This is a genomic window from Peribacillus folii (assembly GCF_030271255.1).
In the GTDB taxonomy this organism is placed as follows: Bacteria; Bacillota; Bacilli; order Bacillales; family DSM-1321; genus Peribacillus.
On record NZ_JASJOM010000001.1, the window covers coordinates 194,831 to 211,836 of the forward strand.

General features: G+C 44.8%; 16 protein-coding genes and 1 other annotated feature. All 16 genes read right to left on the reverse strand.

Annotated features, from left to right (window positions below; genetic code table 11):
* Window positions 1–766: 766 nt before the first annotated feature.
* Window positions 767–2,035, reverse strand: coding sequence for an ATP-dependent protease ATP-binding subunit ClpX (clpX, locus tag QNI08_RS00950; protein WP_285765562.1), 1,269 nt, complete (start codon window positions 2,033–2,035; stop codon window positions 767–769).
* A 421-nt stretch (window positions 2,036–2,456) separates the two neighbouring features.
* Entirely contained in the window at window positions 2,457–3,749 is a 1,293-nt protein-coding gene (gene tig / locus QNI08_RS00955; RefSeq protein ID WP_285765563.1) for a trigger factor, read from the reverse strand.
* Between the two features lie 184 nt (window positions 3,750–3,933).
* Window positions 3,934–4,968, reverse strand: coding sequence for a tetratricopeptide repeat protein (locus QNI08_RS00960; protein ID WP_285765564.1), 1,035 nt, complete (start codon window positions 4,966–4,968; stop codon window positions 3,934–3,936).
* Between the two features lie 175 nt (window positions 4,969–5,143).
* The gene (gene leuD, locus QNI08_RS00965; protein ID WP_285765565.1) at window positions 5,144–5,740 is read right to left on the reverse strand and encodes a 3-isopropylmalate dehydratase small subunit; all 597 of its coding nucleotides are present in this window, start codon (window positions 5,738–5,740) and stop codon (window positions 5,144–5,146) included.
* A gap of 25 nt (window positions 5,741–5,765) precedes the next feature.
* Window positions 5,766–7,175, reverse strand: coding sequence for a 3-isopropylmalate dehydratase large subunit (gene leuC / locus QNI08_RS00970; RefSeq protein WP_285765566.1), 1,410 nt, complete (start codon window positions 7,173–7,175; stop codon window positions 5,766–5,768).
* A 69-nt stretch (window positions 7,176–7,244) separates the two neighbouring features.
* Window positions 7,245–8,357 carry a 3-isopropylmalate dehydrogenase gene (gene leuB / locus QNI08_RS00975; protein WP_285765567.1) on the reverse strand — a complete coding sequence of 371 codons (1,113 nt, stop codon included), beginning with the start codon at window positions 8,355–8,357 and terminating at the stop codon, window positions 7,245–7,247.
* 15 nt (window positions 8,358–8,372) lie between these two features.
* Window positions 8,373–9,908 carry a 2-isopropylmalate synthase gene (locus tag QNI08_RS00980; protein WP_285765568.1) on the reverse strand — a complete coding sequence of 512 codons (1,536 nt, stop codon included), beginning with the start codon at window positions 9,906–9,908 and terminating at the stop codon, window positions 8,373–8,375.
* Entirely contained in the window at window positions 9,895–10,923 is a 1,029-nt protein-coding gene (ilvC, locus tag QNI08_RS00985; protein ID WP_285765569.1) for a ketol-acid reductoisomerase, read from the reverse strand. Before ilvC ends, QNI08_RS00980 begins: the two co-directional genes overlap by 14 nt.
* Before the next feature lie 52 nt (window positions 10,924–10,975).
* Window positions 10,976–11,488, reverse strand: coding sequence for an acetolactate synthase small subunit (ilvN, locus tag QNI08_RS00990; protein ID WP_285765570.1), 513 nt, complete (start codon window positions 11,486–11,488; stop codon window positions 10,976–10,978).
* Window positions 11,489–11,491: 3 nt separating this feature from the next.
* On the reverse strand, window positions 11,492–13,207 hold the full coding sequence (ilvB, locus tag QNI08_RS00995) for an acetolactate synthase large subunit (protein WP_285765571.1): 1,716 nt from the start codon (window positions 13,205–13,207) through the stop codon (window positions 11,492–11,494).
* Between the two features lie 110 nt (window positions 13,208–13,317).
* Window positions 13,318–13,577: a binding site (T-box leader), on the reverse strand.
* A gap of 280 nt (window positions 13,578–13,857) precedes the next feature.
* On the reverse strand, window positions 13,858–14,349 hold the full coding sequence (locus QNI08_RS01000; RefSeq protein WP_285765572.1) for a M15 family metallopeptidase: 492 nt from the start codon (window positions 14,347–14,349) through the stop codon (window positions 13,858–13,860).
* Window positions 14,350–14,512: 163 nt separating this feature from the next.
* Window positions 14,513–14,788: a GNAT family N-acetyltransferase gene (locus QNI08_RS01005; RefSeq protein WP_285765573.1), complete on the reverse strand. Its 276-nt coding sequence runs from the start codon at window positions 14,786–14,788 to the stop codon at window positions 14,513–14,515.
* Window positions 14,789–14,978: 190 nt separating this feature from the next.
* Entirely contained in the window at window positions 14,979–15,359 is a 381-nt protein-coding gene (locus tag QNI08_RS01010) for a YidH family protein (RefSeq protein WP_285765574.1), read from the reverse strand.
* Between the two features lie 28 nt (window positions 15,360–15,387).
* The gene (locus QNI08_RS01015; protein ID WP_285765575.1) at window positions 15,388–15,561 is read right to left on the reverse strand and encodes a hypothetical protein; all 174 of its coding nucleotides are present in this window, start codon (window positions 15,559–15,561) and stop codon (window positions 15,388–15,390) included.
* A 240-nt stretch (window positions 15,562–15,801) separates the two neighbouring features.
* Window positions 15,802–16,158 (reverse strand): GIY-YIG nuclease family protein, encoded by a 357-nt coding sequence (locus QNI08_RS01020; RefSeq protein ID WP_285765576.1) that lies wholly within the window; start codon window positions 16,156–16,158, stop codon window positions 15,802–15,804.
* A gap of 18 nt (window positions 16,159–16,176) precedes the next feature.
* The gene (locus tag QNI08_RS01025) at window positions 16,177–16,932 is read right to left on the reverse strand and encodes a DUF2087 domain-containing protein (protein WP_285765866.1); all 756 of its coding nucleotides are present in this window, start codon (window positions 16,930–16,932) and stop codon (window positions 16,177–16,179) included.
* Window positions 16,933–17,006 lie beyond the last annotated feature (74 nt).

Sequence of the window (17,006 nt, forward strand, 5' to 3'; positions counted from 1 at the left end):
GTCATTTCTGTTAGTATCTCCTTTGGAAGGGCGAAATTATCCATGAAATCCGCGTTGTAAATTTTTGGGGTTTCCGCGGAAACAATCCCGCTTTTTCGTTCAGGTTGAGGTCAGGCTTTCATTGCCTAATGTTTCCATGATTTTGAATTATGTCGGTTCATTGCATAATCGAAAGTTGAAAGCAAGTTACCTTAAGTTTTCGAGGGGTGAAATTAGACCGTTACTTTCCACTTTTCATAAAACAAACATAGCATCTCAAATTTCCCACAGTTTTTTAGGATTTGTAATATTCCCGTTTCATTGCACTGCAGGCACTCGATTATCCAGCGGGCGGCCCGCGAGCCTCCTCGGCGCTTGTGCGCCTGCGGTGTCTCACGAAGACACGCATTTCCCGCAGGAGTCTCTCCGCTTTCCGTTTCATCTACTTTACGTGAAAATGTATTTTGAATTTTGCTTCATCACAGGTCTGGAGGACATGGACTTTAACCGTTGCTTTACTCTTCAGGCACTCGCTTGTCCAGAGAGTTCTGGGAAATTGGTGAGCTGCCCATTTTGGGTCTTCACTTGTTTAAACAGTTCTTCTATCGTAGAGTTACCGAAACAACGGATAAGGACAGAGGCTGGTTTTATTGCTGCGCAAATGCGAAAGCATACGATCAAGCGTGCAATTTGCAAAAAAAAAAAGGGTATCGGAATGAGATCACTCCAATACCCTTTTTCTATACATGCAGACGGCCAGGATGTACTGGCCGTCTGTGGATTCAAATTAAGCAGATGTTTTCTTTTCTTGTCCCATGACGGTTGTGCCATCTTTGAGGACAAGCTTTGGAGATTCATTTTTGGAAATCGTGTTACCTGTGATGACACATTTTGCAACATCATCACGAGAAGGAAGATCGAACATCACTTCGAGAATGATCCCTTCAATGATGGAACGCAATCCACGGGCACCCGTTTTACGCTCAATCGCTTTTTTGGCAATTTCACTTAACGCTTCCGGTTCGAATTCCAATTCAACATCATCAAGCTCAAGTAACTTTTGATATTGCTTGACTAGCGCATTTTTTGGTTGTGTCAGGATTTCAATCAAAGCGGCTTCATCCAATTGCTCAAGAGTCGCAATGACCGGCAGTCGTCCGATGAATTCCGGAATCAATCCGAAACGAAGCAAGTCTTCTGGAAGCACTTTGGAAAGTAATTCTTTTTCCGCAATATCGTCCTTTTTCACATCAGAGCCAAAACCAATGACCTTTTGGCCAAGGCGGCGTTTGATGATCGGTTCAATTCCATCGAATGCACCGCCACAGATGAACAGGATATTGGTCGTGTCGATTTGGATGAATTCTTGATGCGGATGTTTCCGTCCGCCTTGAGGCGGCACGCTTGCAACCGTTCCTTCAAGAATTTTTAATAACGCCTGCTGCACGCCTTCTCCAGATACGTCACGTGTAATCGAAGGGTTTTCCGATTTACGGGCAACTTTATCGATTTCATCAATATAAATGATGCCTTTTTCCGCTTTTTCTACATCATAATCGGCTGCTTGGATCAATTTAAGGAGGATATTTTCCACATCTTCCCCTACATATCCAGCTTCCGTCAATGAAGTGGCATCAGCAATGGCAAAAGGAACATTCAATAGCCGGGCCAGTGTTTGTGCAAGAAGGGTTTTCCCGCTCCCTGTCGGTCCGATTAGGGCGATGTTACTTTTTGAAAGCTCGACATCGTCGACCTTGCTATTGGAATTGATACGCTTATAATGATTGTAAACCGCAACAGCCAATGATTTCTTCGCCTGTTCTTGTCCAATCACGTATTCATCAAGAATTTCACGGATTTCCATAGGCTTAGGTACATCTCTGAATTCCACTTCTTCATCTGTACCAAGTTCTTCCTCGACGATTTCCGTACAAAGCTCGATACACTCGTCACAAATATATACACCTGGACCAGCAACCAGTTTACGGACTTGTTCTTGAGTTTTTCCGCAAAAAGAACACTTCAACTGTCCTTTTTCATCATTAAATTTAAACATGTACGTTCACCCCTTTTAATACTCTTCCAACTCATCAGCATGGCGGTACCCAATCTTAATTGAAAAAAACTAGGCATACCCCTGCTTAAGCATTCCAAAATCCCTAGTATGTTTTGCATTTTATCATGTTCTTGGAAGTTTCGTAACAAAAATGCTCACGCGTTCGAGTTGTTAAATAAGTATAATGATCAATCAATATGTATTTGCCCTTTACCAGTATACCCAAAACTTTTGATTTTTAAAATTAGGATTCACTGTATAAATATGTATATGCGGTATTAGAACTAATCTACACTGAAATGCAAAAAAAATCAATCAGGAAATATCCGATATTTGAAATTTCCACTAATTCTCAATATGTATAAAACAAGGCACGATTACTCGCGCCTTGTCTTTTAAAGGAAATATTAAAATCTAAAAATTATTTAGCTTCAACCGTTTTGCTGTTTTCAACCAAGAAGTCAATAGCTTTCTTAATTTTAAGATCGCCTTTGATTCCTTCTAGGTTTCCAAGAGCTTGTTTAATTGCGTCGATTTCCATATTGTACATTGTTGCCATTTGTCCAAGCTCAGCTTCAACATCTTCGTCAGTCGCTTCAAGCTTTTCAGCTTCAGCAATCGCTTCAAGAGTTAAGCTTGTACGAACTTGTCCTTCTGCTTCTTCTTTCATTTGAGCTTTCAAAGCTTCTTCGTCTTGACCAGAGAATTGGTAGTAAAGTTCTAGATTAAGACCTTGAGATTGAATGCGTTGAGAGAATTCATTCATCATGCGGTCCACTTCGTTGGAAATCATAGCTTCAGGAACGGCCATTTCTGCACCTTCAACAGCTTTGCCAATTACAGTGTTTTGGATGAAGTTTTCTTCTTCATGTTTTTTGTCGTGCTCTAATTTATGTTTTGTTTTTTCTTTCAGTTCAGCCAACGTTTCCACTTCGTCATCGACGTCTTTCGCGAACTCGTCATCCAACTCAGGAAGTTGCTTTGTTTTGATTTCGTGAATTTTCACTTTGAATACAGCTGGTTTTCCTGCAAGTTCAGCAGCATGGTATTCTTCAGGGAAAGTAACTTCGATATCTTTTTCAGCGCCAGTTTCAAGTCCGACAAGTTGCTCTTCGAATCCTGGGATGAAAGAATTAGAACCGATTTCCAATGAATGGTTTTCGCTAGCTCCGCCTTCGAATGCTTCACCATCAACGAATCCTTCAAAGTCAAGAACAACTGTATCGCCTTCGGCAACTTGTCCTTCTTCTTTAACGACAAGCTCTGCTTGACGCTCTTGTAATGTTTTCAATTCGTTTTCAACATCTTCGTCCGTTACTTCCGTGTTGAACTTTTCAACTTCAACACCTTTGTAATCTCCTAATTTAACTTCCGGCTTAACTGTTACAGTTGCAGTGAAAATTAGGTTTTCGCCTTTTTCCATTTTCTCGATGTCGATTTCTGGACGATCTACAGGCTGGATTCCAGCTTCTTCGACAGCATTTGCGTATGCATCTGGAAGAATGATATCAAGCGCATCTTGGTAAAGAGATTCTACGCCGAATTTCTTTTCGAACATTTGACGTGGCATTTTACCTTTGCGGAAGCCAGGTACGTTTACTTGTTTCACTACTTTTTTGAAAGCTGCGTCTAAACCTTCGTTCACTTTTGCAGCGTCAACTTCGATTGTTAATACACCTTGATTACCTTCTTGTTTTTCCCATTTTACAGACATGTGTTTCCCTCCAAAAAATCTATATACTTCAATAATAAGCATTGGATGAATATGCTTTGCAAGTGTTAACAAGTCATCCCTCAAATATACCCAAAAAATCTTGGGATTTCGTCAAAATCAGACGAATTATACATTACAACCACTACATTATACCACAGGTTGATTCTGTTACAACAGCAATAGGTTAAATAATGGGATAAGAAATTTCCTCTATTTCTTTTAAATCGGCTAGAATATCGGCTACCGCTTCCTCTTCTGCGCGATATATGCTCGCTATGCCCCTAGCGGAAATCTCACCAGCCATGTATTCCTCGGCCAGGGCATGGTAAGCCGCCGCATAGGCAGGAATCCTTTCCGGTCCCGGTTCGAAGGGGTATAAAAGAAAAGAATGCCGCTCGATTAAACTATGCACCATATCATATAAGCTTGGGTTATCCTGGCTGATCCTTGCTTCCGTCAGGCTGGTAATCTTCTTAAAAAAATCCGTTTCCTTCAAGCTCTTCAAGTCCTTCGGGAGTACAGACTTCGTTTCATTGAACTTCCTAAGTGTCACTTGTTCGTTATATTCCTGGTCGGTCAGGATGTTCAGTAGCATCGTTTTAAAGAAGGGGTGCCCTTCCTCCGATTGAAGAAATTGCTCGATTTGTGGAATGAACGGCCGGATGTTGATGTGCGTAAGTTTTGAAATGATCAGGAACATTTCGTTATCCGCCTTCCCTTCAAATACCCCATCTTCTTGTAATTCCGCTGCGACTTGCTGATTTTGCCTGTCTTCTTCCTCTTTTTTATCCTCAATGGCCCGTTTGCTGAACTGCAGCATTTTTTCGAAATGCTCTTCTTTGTCAAAAGGAATTTGGTTTTCGTCAAACAACAGTTCGATCGTCGTGACCATTTCCCGATGCTCGCCTAATTGCAGAAGGACCATCAAATAGATGTTGATAAGTTGAAAATAATCACCGATGCCTTTATTAAGCATCTCTTTGCACAATTCCTTTGACTCCTCATAATACTCCAGTTCCACAAGCGAGACTACAAGCCCCATGCAAACCTCATCATCTTCAGGCTCATAATCCCTCGCTTGGCTGAAAAGCTGGGCAGCAGCTTTAAAGTTGCGGTTCCCAAGCTCATCCAGCCCTTTGGCGATCAGCCTTTCACCGAGATTTGGAAAGGCGATAATCCTAGCTTCTCCGTTCTTATTCCGGTTGTTATCATTATCCATCCAATTTTCCGCCTCACCGTTCACTTTTTGAAAAACAGTTTAGCATGGAATAGAAGGAAATACAAAAATTTTCCCGGATTTACACCCTATTCAGCGCTTTTCCGTATTTTTGGCCATAAAAAATTCCCGTTTCCTTTCCCGATAGGATAAGAAAACGGGAGATTCCACTCCTTGGTTAACTTGAAGCAACCTTGGTTCTTGATTCATACGAAGAAATCTCTTTTTCATATTGAAGGGTGATCGAAATTTCATCCCACCCTTTCACGAGCATTTCCTTCCAGTAAGGATGAATGTCAAAGCTTGCTTCGAATCCTTTGTCATCCTTCAAGGTTTGATTAGGAAGGTCGATTGTCAACTCGTAATCGGGCGCTGATGCAGCTTCCATCAAATGCTTTACCTCAGCCGCCGTTAAGGCGATGGGGACCATCCCATTTTTCATGCAATTACTTTTGAAAATATCCGCATATGACGGGGCAATGACGATATCGAATCCGTAGTCTTTCAATGACCAAGGAGCATGCTCGCGCGAGGAACCGCAGCCAAAATTTTCACCAGCTATCAATATGGAAGTGTTTTGATTATGGGGTTGATTCAATTCAAAATCAGGACGTTCATTCCCACTTTCATCAAAACGCCAGTTATAAAATAAAAATTCCCCAAAGCCGCTGCGCTCGATTCGTTTCAAAAACTGCTTAGGGATGATTTGATCGGTATCCACGTTTTTACGGTCAAGCACCGCCGCTTTTCCTCTATATAAAGTGATTGGTTCCATTTCCTGCACCTCCAGTTAAATCGTATTAATAAATCGGTTCCGTCCGCTTAAAATTCCTGATGTCGACAAACTTCCCATGAATGGCGGCCGCAGCAGCCATGGCTGGACTAACCAGATGTGTTCTTGCACCTGCACCCTGCCGGCCTTCAAAGTTTCGATTACTGGTCGAAGCACAATGTTCTCCGGCAGGCACAGCATCAGGATTCATGCTCAGACACATGCTGCAGCCCGATTCACGCCACTCGAAGCCGGAAGATTTAAAGATTTCATCCAGGCCTTCATCTTCCGCTTGCCTCTTGACACTTTGCGAGCCGGGAACGACCATGGCCCTTACCCCTTTATGAACCTCCCGACCTTCAATCATTTCTGCGGCCTGCCGCAAGTCCTCGATGCGGGAATTCGTACAAGACCCAATGAATACATGCTGAACGGGAATATCGGTGATCGCCATCCCTTCCTCAAGGCCCATATACTCTAGTGCTCGATTCAACTCCTTCGGATCGATGATATCCTCGGCAAAGGTCGGCACCCTACCGTCCACGCCACTGGCCATTCCAGGGTTTGTACCCCAGCTTACCATCGGCGAAATGAGGCTGCCATCGAGGATGATTTCTTCGTCATATACAGCATCTTCATCACTGGACAGTGATCTCCAATCCTGAACGTTCCGCTCGAACTCTTCCCCTTTTGGAACATATTTACGACCTTTCAAATAAGAAAAAGTCGTTTCATCAGGTGCCACCAGCCCCGCTCTTGCCCCGCCTTCGATGGACATATTGCATACGGTCATCCGCTCCTCCATCGACATATCACGGAAAACTTCACCACAGTATTCAATGATGTATCCCGTTCCGAAATCGACACCGAATTTGGAAATCACATATAATATGACATCTTTCGCCTTGACGCCGTGTCCCAGCTTGCCATTAACCTCGAGCTTCAATGTTCTCGGTTTTGTTTGCCATAGGGTTTGCGTCGCTAATACATGCTCGACCTCACTTGTACCGATCCCGAATGCGATCGATCCGAACGCACCATGCGTGGAGGTATGGCTGTCGCCGCAAACGATCGTCATCCCCGGCTGCGTCAGCCCTAATTCTGGACCGATGACGTGAACGATCCCTTGTTCGGGACTATCCAGGTCTGCAAGGCGGATACCAAACTCCTTACAGTTTTGGGCAAGTGCCTCCAGCTGTTTCCTGGCAATATCATCCTCGATGAAATAGCGATTGACGGTCGGGACATTATGATCCATCGTTGCGAAGGTACGGTCCGGCCTCCTGACTGTGCGTCCCTTTAATCTCAATCCTTCAAATGCTTGCGGAGAAGTCACTTCATGTATATATTGAAGGTCAATATATACTAAATCCGGTTTGCCTTCCTCTTCATTTACAATATGCCGGTCCCATATTTTCTCTATTATCGACTTTCCCATTCTTATCCACCTCGATCAATCTCATATATTTTTTAAAAAACACGGCCTAATGATAGGCCGTGAAGACGTTTATGCATAAGCACCCATGATATTGGAAATGGCTTCCTGGTCTAAAAGGCTGGCTTTTATTTCGGCAATCATCCTTGAAGTGGAGGTGATATCCGATTGCCCATTTGCGATATCCCCTGTCCTCAAGCCATATTCAAGCACCGTTTCCACAGCCTGCTCGACAGCTTCAGCCTCCTCCTCCAAACCAAAGGATAACCGCAGCATGGACGCCGCTGATAAAATGGTCCCGATTGGATTAGCTACGTTTTTGCCCGCAATATCCGGAGCGGAGCCATGGATCGGTTCGTATAGATTAGGTCCTTCCACGGAGATTGAAGCTGAAGGAAGCATTCCAAGCGAACCGGTCAATACGGATGCTTCATCACTTAAAATGTCACCAAACATGTTTTCCGTCACGATGATATCGAATTGTTTCGGGTTCTTGATCAGCTGCATGGCCGCGTTATCGACAAGCATGTGCTCAAGGGTTACATCCGGATAATCCTTGGCGACTTCATCTGCCGTTTCACGCCACATCCTGCTCGATTCAAGAACATTTGCTTTATCGACAGAGGTGACTTTTTTCTTGCGATTCGATGCCATCGCAAACGCCAGTTCAATGATGCGCTTCATTTCACTTTTCTGATAGAAAAGCGTATCGACGACCGCTTCTTTCCCTTCCCTTTCGACTCGCTCACTCGGCTTCCCGAAATAAAGCCCCCCGGTTAGTTCCCTGACGATCACGAAATCAACATCTTCAATGAATTCCTTTTTAAGCGGAGAAGATTCCGACAAACTGGAATAATAGCTGATTGGACGGATATTGGCATAAAGGTTCAAATCCTTCCGGATTTTCAACAAGCCCCGTTCGGGCCTTAAATGCGCTGGCTGATCATCCCATTTTGGTCCCCCGACAGCCCCTAACAATACCGCATCGCTGTTTTTGCAAACCTTGACAGTATCATCAGGCAATGGTGAGCCTGTAAGATCGATGGCACCGCCGCCAATATCACCATAGTGAAAGTCAAATTCATGTCCGTATCTTTGGGCAACGGCTTCGAGGATTTCTACAGCGCCTCTTGTCACTTCTTTACCGATGCCGTCTCCTTGAAGCACCGCAATATTCCTTTTCATCGAAATCTCCCCTTCCTATTGTAATACTGCCTTTTCTTCCAGTTCCCTCATGATGATGACGCGGTTCACAGCGTTCAAATACGCTTTGGCGGATGCTTCGAGAACGTCCTGATCAAGACCGCGGCCGCTCGTTTCCACCCCGTTATAATCAATTTTGACAAAGACTTGAGCAAGTGCATCCATTCCTCCGCCAACCGATTGGATCCGGTAGTCCTGCAGGTTCACTTGACATCCCAAGCATCTCTCAAGCGTATTATAAAGGGCCTCGACACTTCCCGCTCCTGTAGCTGCCTCTTGTATTTCTTCATTATCGCCTTTTTTCAACGTTACTGTCGCAGTCGCTGTCTGATGTGTACCGTGAGAGATCTGCAAGGAAGTCAAATCATAAAAATTGAGATCCGTTGCTTTCTCTTCCAGCACAAGGGCCACGATATCTTCATCCGTCATAGTCTTTTTATTATCAGCCAACTCCTTGAATTGAACGAATAACGTGTTCATTTCCTCTTCCGTCACGGAAAGATTCAATTCTTGCAATCTTTCTTTGAAGGCATGCCGGCCTGAATGTTTGCCTAACACCAGGGAATTGGAGGATACTCCGACTAGTTCGGGCGATATGATTTCGTATGTCGTTTTTTCCTTTAACACGCCATCCTGATGAATGCCTGACTCATGGGCGTACGCATTGGCACCGATTATGGCCTTATTGGCAGGAACCTGCATCCCGGTCAGACGGCTGACCAAATCACTGGTCCGCTTGATTTCATTCAAGACGAGATCCGTTTTTGCTTGATAGAAATCGTTACGGATGTACAGTGCCATCGCCACTTCTTCCAGGGCAACATTTCCGGCACGTTCGCCGATGCCATTGATCGTTCCTTCAACCTGTGTCGCCCCTCCTTCGATGGCAGCCAATGAATTGGCCGTTGCCATCCCAAGATCGTCATGGCAGTGTGCCGATAAACTAACCTTATCAATAGAAGGAACATGTTCACGAAGGTATCGGAAAATGTTGCCGTATTCGATAGGAGCGGCATAACCTACCGTATCGGGTATATTAATGACCTTCGCACCAGCCTGGATGACCGCTTCAACAATTTCCGCCAAGTAGTCCAGCTCTGTCCGGCTTGCGTCCTCTGCAGACCACTGTACAATAGGGAAACGCGCTGCCCCATATTTGACCATCTCGACTGACTTCTCAATCACTTGCTGCTTCGTCAATTTCAGCTTATATTCACGGTGTATCGGGGAAGTGGCAATGAACGTATGCAGCCTTGGTTCTGCGCCGCCTTTCAATGAGTCCCACGCTGCATCAATATCGCCTTTCACCGCACGCGCCAGCCCTGTAACAGAGCTGTTTTTAATTTTGCGCGCGATTTCCTGGACGGAATTGAAATCCCCTTTGGATGCTGCCGGAAATCCGGCTTCGATAATATCGACACCCAATCTTTCAAGCTGGTAAGCTATTTCAAGCTTTTCGGTAAAATTCAAGTTAACTCCAGCAGATTGCTCCCCATCTCGAAGCGTCGTTTCAAATATGTTAATTTTTCGCAACGGCTACCACTTCTTTCTCTTTTTGTTGAGGCTTGACGAATGGCATCATTTTTCTTAATTCACGGCCGACCACTTCGATTTGATGTTGGTTTTCGCGATTATTAATAGCATTGAAGACTGGGCGATTCGCTTGGTTTTCCAAGATCCAGCCTTTAGCGAATTCACCGTCTTGGATATCTTTCAAGATGGCCTTCATGGCTTCTTTCGTCGTTTCTGTCACAACGCGTGGTCCGGAAACGAAATCTCCCCATTGAGCTGTGTCGGAGATCGAATAGCGCATGTTTTCCATTCCGCCTTCATACATAAGGTCGATGATCAATTTCAGTTCATGCAAACACTCGAAATAGGCAACTTCCGGCTGATATCCGGCTTCCGTCAAGGTTTCGAAGCCCGCTTTCACAAGGGATGTCAGTCCGCCGCAAAGGACAGCTTGCTCACCGAATAAATCCGTTTCCGTTTCTTCCTGGAATGTCGTTTCCAATCCGCCCGCTCTCAATGAGCCGATTCCCCTAGCGTAAGCAAGCGCCAACTCTCTTGCTTCGCCCGTAACATTTTGATGGATGGCAAACAATGCCGGTACTCCTGCACCTTGTTCATATGTACGGCGAACTAAATGTCCAGGACCTTTTGGCGCTACCAATAATACGTCTACATCTGCCGGCGGGACGATTTGATTGAAATGGACATTGAATCCGTGGGCGAACATTAACGCTTGACCTGCACGCAATACCGGTTTGATTTCCTCCTGATATACTTTAGGCTGGGTTTCATCCGGAAGCAGGTTCATGATCACATCTGCCTGTTCGGACGCTTCCTTTACCGTGTATACATTGAATCCATCTTCCACCGCTTTATCGAAGGATTTCCCTTTCCTGATTCCGATGATCACTTCAACGCCGCTGTCACGAAGGTTTTGTGCGTGTGCGTGTCCTTGTGAACCATAGCCGATCACTGCCACCTTTTTATTGTTGAAAAAATTCTCGTTTGCCTCTGCGTTATAAAATACTTTTGCCATAATAAATACATCTCCCTTTTCTTTTCGTGTTTTTTTGTTTTTTTGTTTTTGCTTATACGATGGTTGCGCTTTTAGCCTGTGCGATTTGCATGCCGCGCGGGATGGCGGCTGTACCCGTCCTTGCCAATTCCTTGATGCCATAAGGCCTGATCAGTTCAATGAAGGCACCGATCTTGTCGGATTCCCCCGTAATTTGGACGGTCAGGCTATCTTTGCTGACATCGATTACAGAGGCCCGGAACGGTTCAATCAATGCATAGATCTCGGCCCGGCTTTGTGTGGTCACCAATATTTTGATGAGCGCAAGCTCCCTCGCCACAATCGATTGATTCGTTATGTCTATCACTTTCAATACTTCGATTTGCTTGTTCAATTGCTTAGTGATTTGCTCGACGACAGCTTCGTCATCAACATCGACCACGAAGGTCATTCTTGAAATGCCTTCCTGTTCGGATGGGCCGACAGCCATGCTTTCAATGTTATAATTTCTTTTCGTGAACAGGTTCGTGATCCGGTTGAGGACACCTGGCCGGTTGTTCACGGTGAGGCTAAGAATTCCCTTCATCTATTAAACTCCTTCCATCTCATCAAGCCCTTTTCCTTGCGCCACCATCGGAAAGACATTTTCATCCTGCTTTACACGGAAATCAATCAGCACAGGACCATCAGTCGCCAACGCTGCATCGAGGCATGCGCTCGCTTCTTCCTCTGTCGTCACCTTGTAACCTGGAATTCCGTAAGCATCAGCCAATTTCACGAAATCTGGATGTGATTGAAAAATGCTGTGTGAAAAACGGTTTTCATGAAAGAGTTCCTGCCACTGCCTAACCATTCCGAGCGCTTCATTGTTGACGATGATGATCTTGATCGGCAGCTTCCTCTCGGCAATGACCGAAAGTTCCTGAAGGCACATTTGGAATCCCCCGTCCCCCGATATGGAAAGGACCGTCGCTTTTGGATCTGCCAGCTGTGCACCGAGAGCGGAAGGCAACCCAAAGCCCATCGTTCCCAAGCCCCCTGAGGTGACCCATGAATTCGGTTTGTTGAACCGGTAGTATTGCGCCGCCCACATTTGATGCTGTCCGACATCCGTCGTTACGATCGCTTCTCCCTTCGTTTTTTCATGGAGCATCTGGATGACTCGCTGAGGTTTCAGCACGCCCTCTTCATGGTCAAAACGCAGCGGGAATTCCTCATTCCACTTTGTCAGCTGTTCTGTCCATTCATCAATGTTTGGCTTGCTGCCATTTTGTGCAATCAATTCCTTCAGCGCTTCCTTCGCACTGCCGACAACCGGAATCTTCGTCGGTACGTTTTTACCGATTTCAGCTGGATCAATATCGATATGGGCCACCGTTGCATGCTGGGCGAACTTGGTTAGATTGCCTGTCAGGCGGTCATCGAACCTTGCCCCGATATTGATTAATAGATCACATTGCGACAGTGCCATATTGGCGGCAAAGCAGCCATGCATCCCCCCCATCCCGACAAAGAGCGGATGACTGGCAGGAAAGCCTCCTAAACCCAATAAAGTGTGGACGACTGGAATGCCCTGCTGTTCGACATACTCCTTCAATAAATGGGATGCCTTTGCGTGCAGGACCCCTGCCCCTGCCAGGATGACCGGTCTTTTCGCCCCGCTCACGGCTTCGACAAGCCTTCTGATTTGCAGGTAATTCGGGGTGGTTGTCGGCTGATATCCCGGAAGGTCCATCTCTGGCTCCGTCTCCACCGATGGCGCTTCTACAATCGCCATATCTTTAGGGATATCGATCAATACAGGTCCAGGCCTTCCGCTTGAAGCGATATAAAAGGCTTCTTTAATGATGCGCGGGAGATCTTCCGGTTTTCTTACCTGATAGTTATGTTTAGTAATCGGGGTAGTGATCCCCAGTACATCCGCCTCCTGAAAGGCATCCGTCCCGATTACACTCGTTGAAACCTGACCGGAAATAACCACAAGCGGCAAGGAGTCGATCATGGCATCCGCCAAACCGGTAACGATATTCGTTGCCCCTGGCCCCGAGGTGACGATGACAACCCCAGGCTTGCCTGTAATCCTTGCGTATCCTTCAGCCGCATGGATGGCGCCTTGTTCATGTCTTGTCAAAACATGGACAAGCTCCGAGCTATAAAGCTTGTCATAAATCGGCAATACGGAGCCGCCCGGATAACCAAAGATTACTTCGACTTTTTCCTTCTTCAATGCATTCAACAAGAACTCGGCACCACTGTAATGGGTCCTTGCACTTTTTCGATCAGCTACCACTGATTTTTGTGCCATTACGTAAAAACCTCCTTCGCTTCCTCATCTTTTTAAAAAAATTCTGAATTTTCAGCTTTTTAAGCATACAAAAAAGCCTTCCCACCCCACATGTACTTGCCTACGCAAGATAAAGGGGTGAAAAGGCTTGATGAGCCACTCCACGGTACCACCCTTTTTCGCATGAAATTCCATGCGCACTTCGAACAGCCTATAGCCATTCTCTGTTTTGGTAACGGGTACTGGTACGCACCCGTTCAGCTTTACTAGTCAACCGTTCAAGCTGAAACTCCAAGGTGAGTTCATCTTTCGGGACAATACCGGTTCTCAGCTACCCGGCTCTCTGTGAATGCCTTGTAAAAAGACTACTTATCCTCTTCAATGCTTTTCGCATTATTCGAAATTTTTAAGAAACGTTTATGTTTGATGTCTTGTATTTGTGATTATCTTACGCGTATTTCAGAAGGTAGTCAACAGGTTTTTGAGAATTTTTTGATAATTCCAAATTGAAAGATTTATTGTATACGCTTACATCCCTACCATTGCCACATTCTATCCCAATGTCATTTGATTGATAATTTTTTAAGCAGGAGGGATTGCGTCCAAAAAAAATTCGGAAAATCTCCCCCTCAAGCTGACTCCTCCATCCGGGTATATGGAAAATCATTTTTTCATCCTTCTCCCTTCCGGTCAGCGATTTGTGATATCAGATTCGGCCTCCACCCTTGTTGGAGATTTCTTACGGATAGTCCACCTGACATTTCCAGGTGCGGAATATCCCGATAAAAGGAAAAATCCCCGCCCCAAATAAAACCTAACGATTTAGCGATGGCCGCTACTCTTGTCCACTTTTCACTCTCCGTCCACAATGCACGCCTGCCGTCCTCGCTTATGATGACGAAATCAACAGCCAGTCCATAATTATGCAGTGACTGGCCAGCTTTGGCATACGTGACGATTGGCTTGGAGTTATCCGTCCTCCCTTGTCCATACAAGCGGGCTTGTTCAGCAAAACTCCGGTGACCGAGTGTTATCAGGACCGTTATCCCTTCTTCATATGCTAATTTCACCACCTCCAGCATCGCCGCTTTCACGACCGGGTTCATTCCGTTCCCCATACATTCTGTTGCCCGATTCAGAAGGGTCCGTAATTTAATTCTCATACTTCCACCTCCCCCTTATAGTTAATGCAAGCGAAGATGCTGGCGGAAAGGCGCTTTGTGCCGAAAGCATGAATGATTCATTAACTGAACACCCTGCAAAGCAAAAGGGCTGGCCATGGAAAGGTCCGGAACGATTCCAGCCTTCCATGATCAGCCCTCTAATTCATTTAGCCCAAACATCCCCGTACTCCGCATGTTTTTCAAACTGTTGCAGAACGAAGGAACATATCGGAACAATCTTCCGGTTTTCCTCGCGTGCCAATGCAACCACTTTTTCAAGAAGGGCCTTTCCTACCTTCTGGCCGCGAAGCCTGTCAGACACAACAGTATGATCGACGGTAATTTCATGGACGCCCGATTTGAAAAATGTGATTTCCGCAAGCTTTTCGCCATTATCTTCAACAAAAAAAGAATTCTCACCTTTTTGGATATCCACCATATGGATGACCTCCTATTTGATCTCCCTTTATCATATCTCACGAAATGGGAATTAAACAAATTAAATACAAATTCAAGCTATTATCATTCTTTTCTACCGAGGTTATCAGGTAAAACGGCTGTTAATTCCCCACTACAATGTCATGATATAAAGAACTAAAAAAACTGCCCTGCAAAGCAATGGCAGTCTTTCATAAAAAGGAAAAATATAAAACGATCATCCCTAACAGAATGACCATGAATAGAGCAATGAGTACCACATTCGCACCGGATGCCTGGAAGATTCCCTGATTGATTTGCCGTTTCTTCTGCAAATATGCGATCGTTGCCAGCACTGTAATGATGAGCCCAAGCGCACATGCGAACATCCCAAGCACGATACTGATCAAGTCGATCCGTACATCACGATGCACACCTATCGTAAAATGCAGACTTGTCGTTAGGAAACCCACCCCGACGATCGCGATCACCGTCCTTATCCAAGCTAAAAAAGTGCGCTCATTAGCGAGATGCTGCTGGGCATATTTCAATTGGTTTTTATCCATGTCATCACCTTGCTTCAACCATTTCAAACCATATAATCTCCTCACGTACTCCGATTCATTTTTTAAGCAGCGAAAAGGCCCTGATCATCGAACCTATGAACATAAGCCCTGCACCGCCCAGCAATAAATAAATACAGTTTGTTTTATCAATAACATTCAAAGGATAAAGCAGCGCACCGAGTGCAATGATCGTCCCTATCCCCGTCATGGTCCAACCTAGTTTTTTCATTTGCAGCTCCTATACTAAATTATTTAGTGGTAGTTTCCTAGAAAAACGAAACACTCCTTACTAATAGCTTAAACCATTTAAAAACGAACAACAAGCAGACCTTGAAATTAGATAAAAAAAAGAACCACGACTGGGTCCCTGTATAATCTATCCGTTTATATTTCTCCTTTGCCTTTTTCCATATCGGCTGAAATGCCATTTCCCCACCCGCATGCTCGGGGGAAACCCTATCCTTTATCGTCAATCGGCTTTTTCCTTGTTATACCCACGTTCTCCATACGGCTGCACTCTCTCCAGCCAATCCTCTTCCAGTTTTTGCAGCTCTCGTTTCATATCAAAGAAGCCCGTTTCCTTCGGCTTTAATACCTCCAGCACTTCAAAGGCAAAGGCATCTTTTCCATATCGATTCCACTCATCTTGAAGCCCTTTATTGGTGTTGCTTCCCATCGACAATTCAAATTGCTTCCCTTTCAACGTTTTTAAATTTCTTGTACTCCCGATGAACACCTTATGATTATGCTGATTTTTTATTTGGTAAATCCCCGCTTCAACCTTCGTTTCTTTAAATAATTGCTTCAGTTCTTTTTTACGGTCCATCTCCCTTGCCCCCATTCCTCATTTCTTCAGCCAATATTGGCTCCCATCAAGCTTTCTATCCAAGAATCCGTATTCTATTAAATATCTTCTCAAAAGAACATGATCATGATAGACAGTTCCTAAAATTTGATTGATTTCTTTTTCCTCGTATTTTCGATCATGTTCGAAGTGATTCGTGATTTCATGAAGGATCAGCAGTCTTTGTTTTTCTTTAGGCGGAAAGGATTTCAAGGCATCCTTGCTTCCGTTAGGGAAAAATTTCTTTAAAACCGCCGCCCTTTCATCCTCTGTAACGTTATAACGATCATCGACCATCCTTGCTTTTGGATGGAGCGGGACCAATGCCGGTGCATGTTCATCTTTATCTTTCAACAGCTCCATCATTGCTAAAAACAACTTGGCTTGCCGCTCCTTTTCCTTCAAAACAAAGCGATGGTTACGAATGGTCGAAGGGCTGCCAATGCCCATTTCCTTCTGAATCTCGGCATCATTCTTGCCTTGGTAAAACAGACGAAGAAGGCTATTTTGATGATCGGTGAGGCCAGTAAGTTTTTTATCCAAATTCATCAAGTATTCAAATACGGACACATGAACGCGTTCAACATGAATGCGCATATACCGCTCCGCCTCATAAAGAACCCCGTCCACAGGGTATATGATTCCCTTTTGAATTGCCTGATTGCACAACAAACAAGTATATTGCTCCCCATCTTCGATATACCCTTGTTTAAGTTCAGCCTGGGATGCAGCCCAAAATATTTCAGCGTTTTCCAACAAACAAACAACACCTCTTTTTGTTTACTATATAATAAACATATTATTAATAAGTTTGTATTGTGTCAATGTTT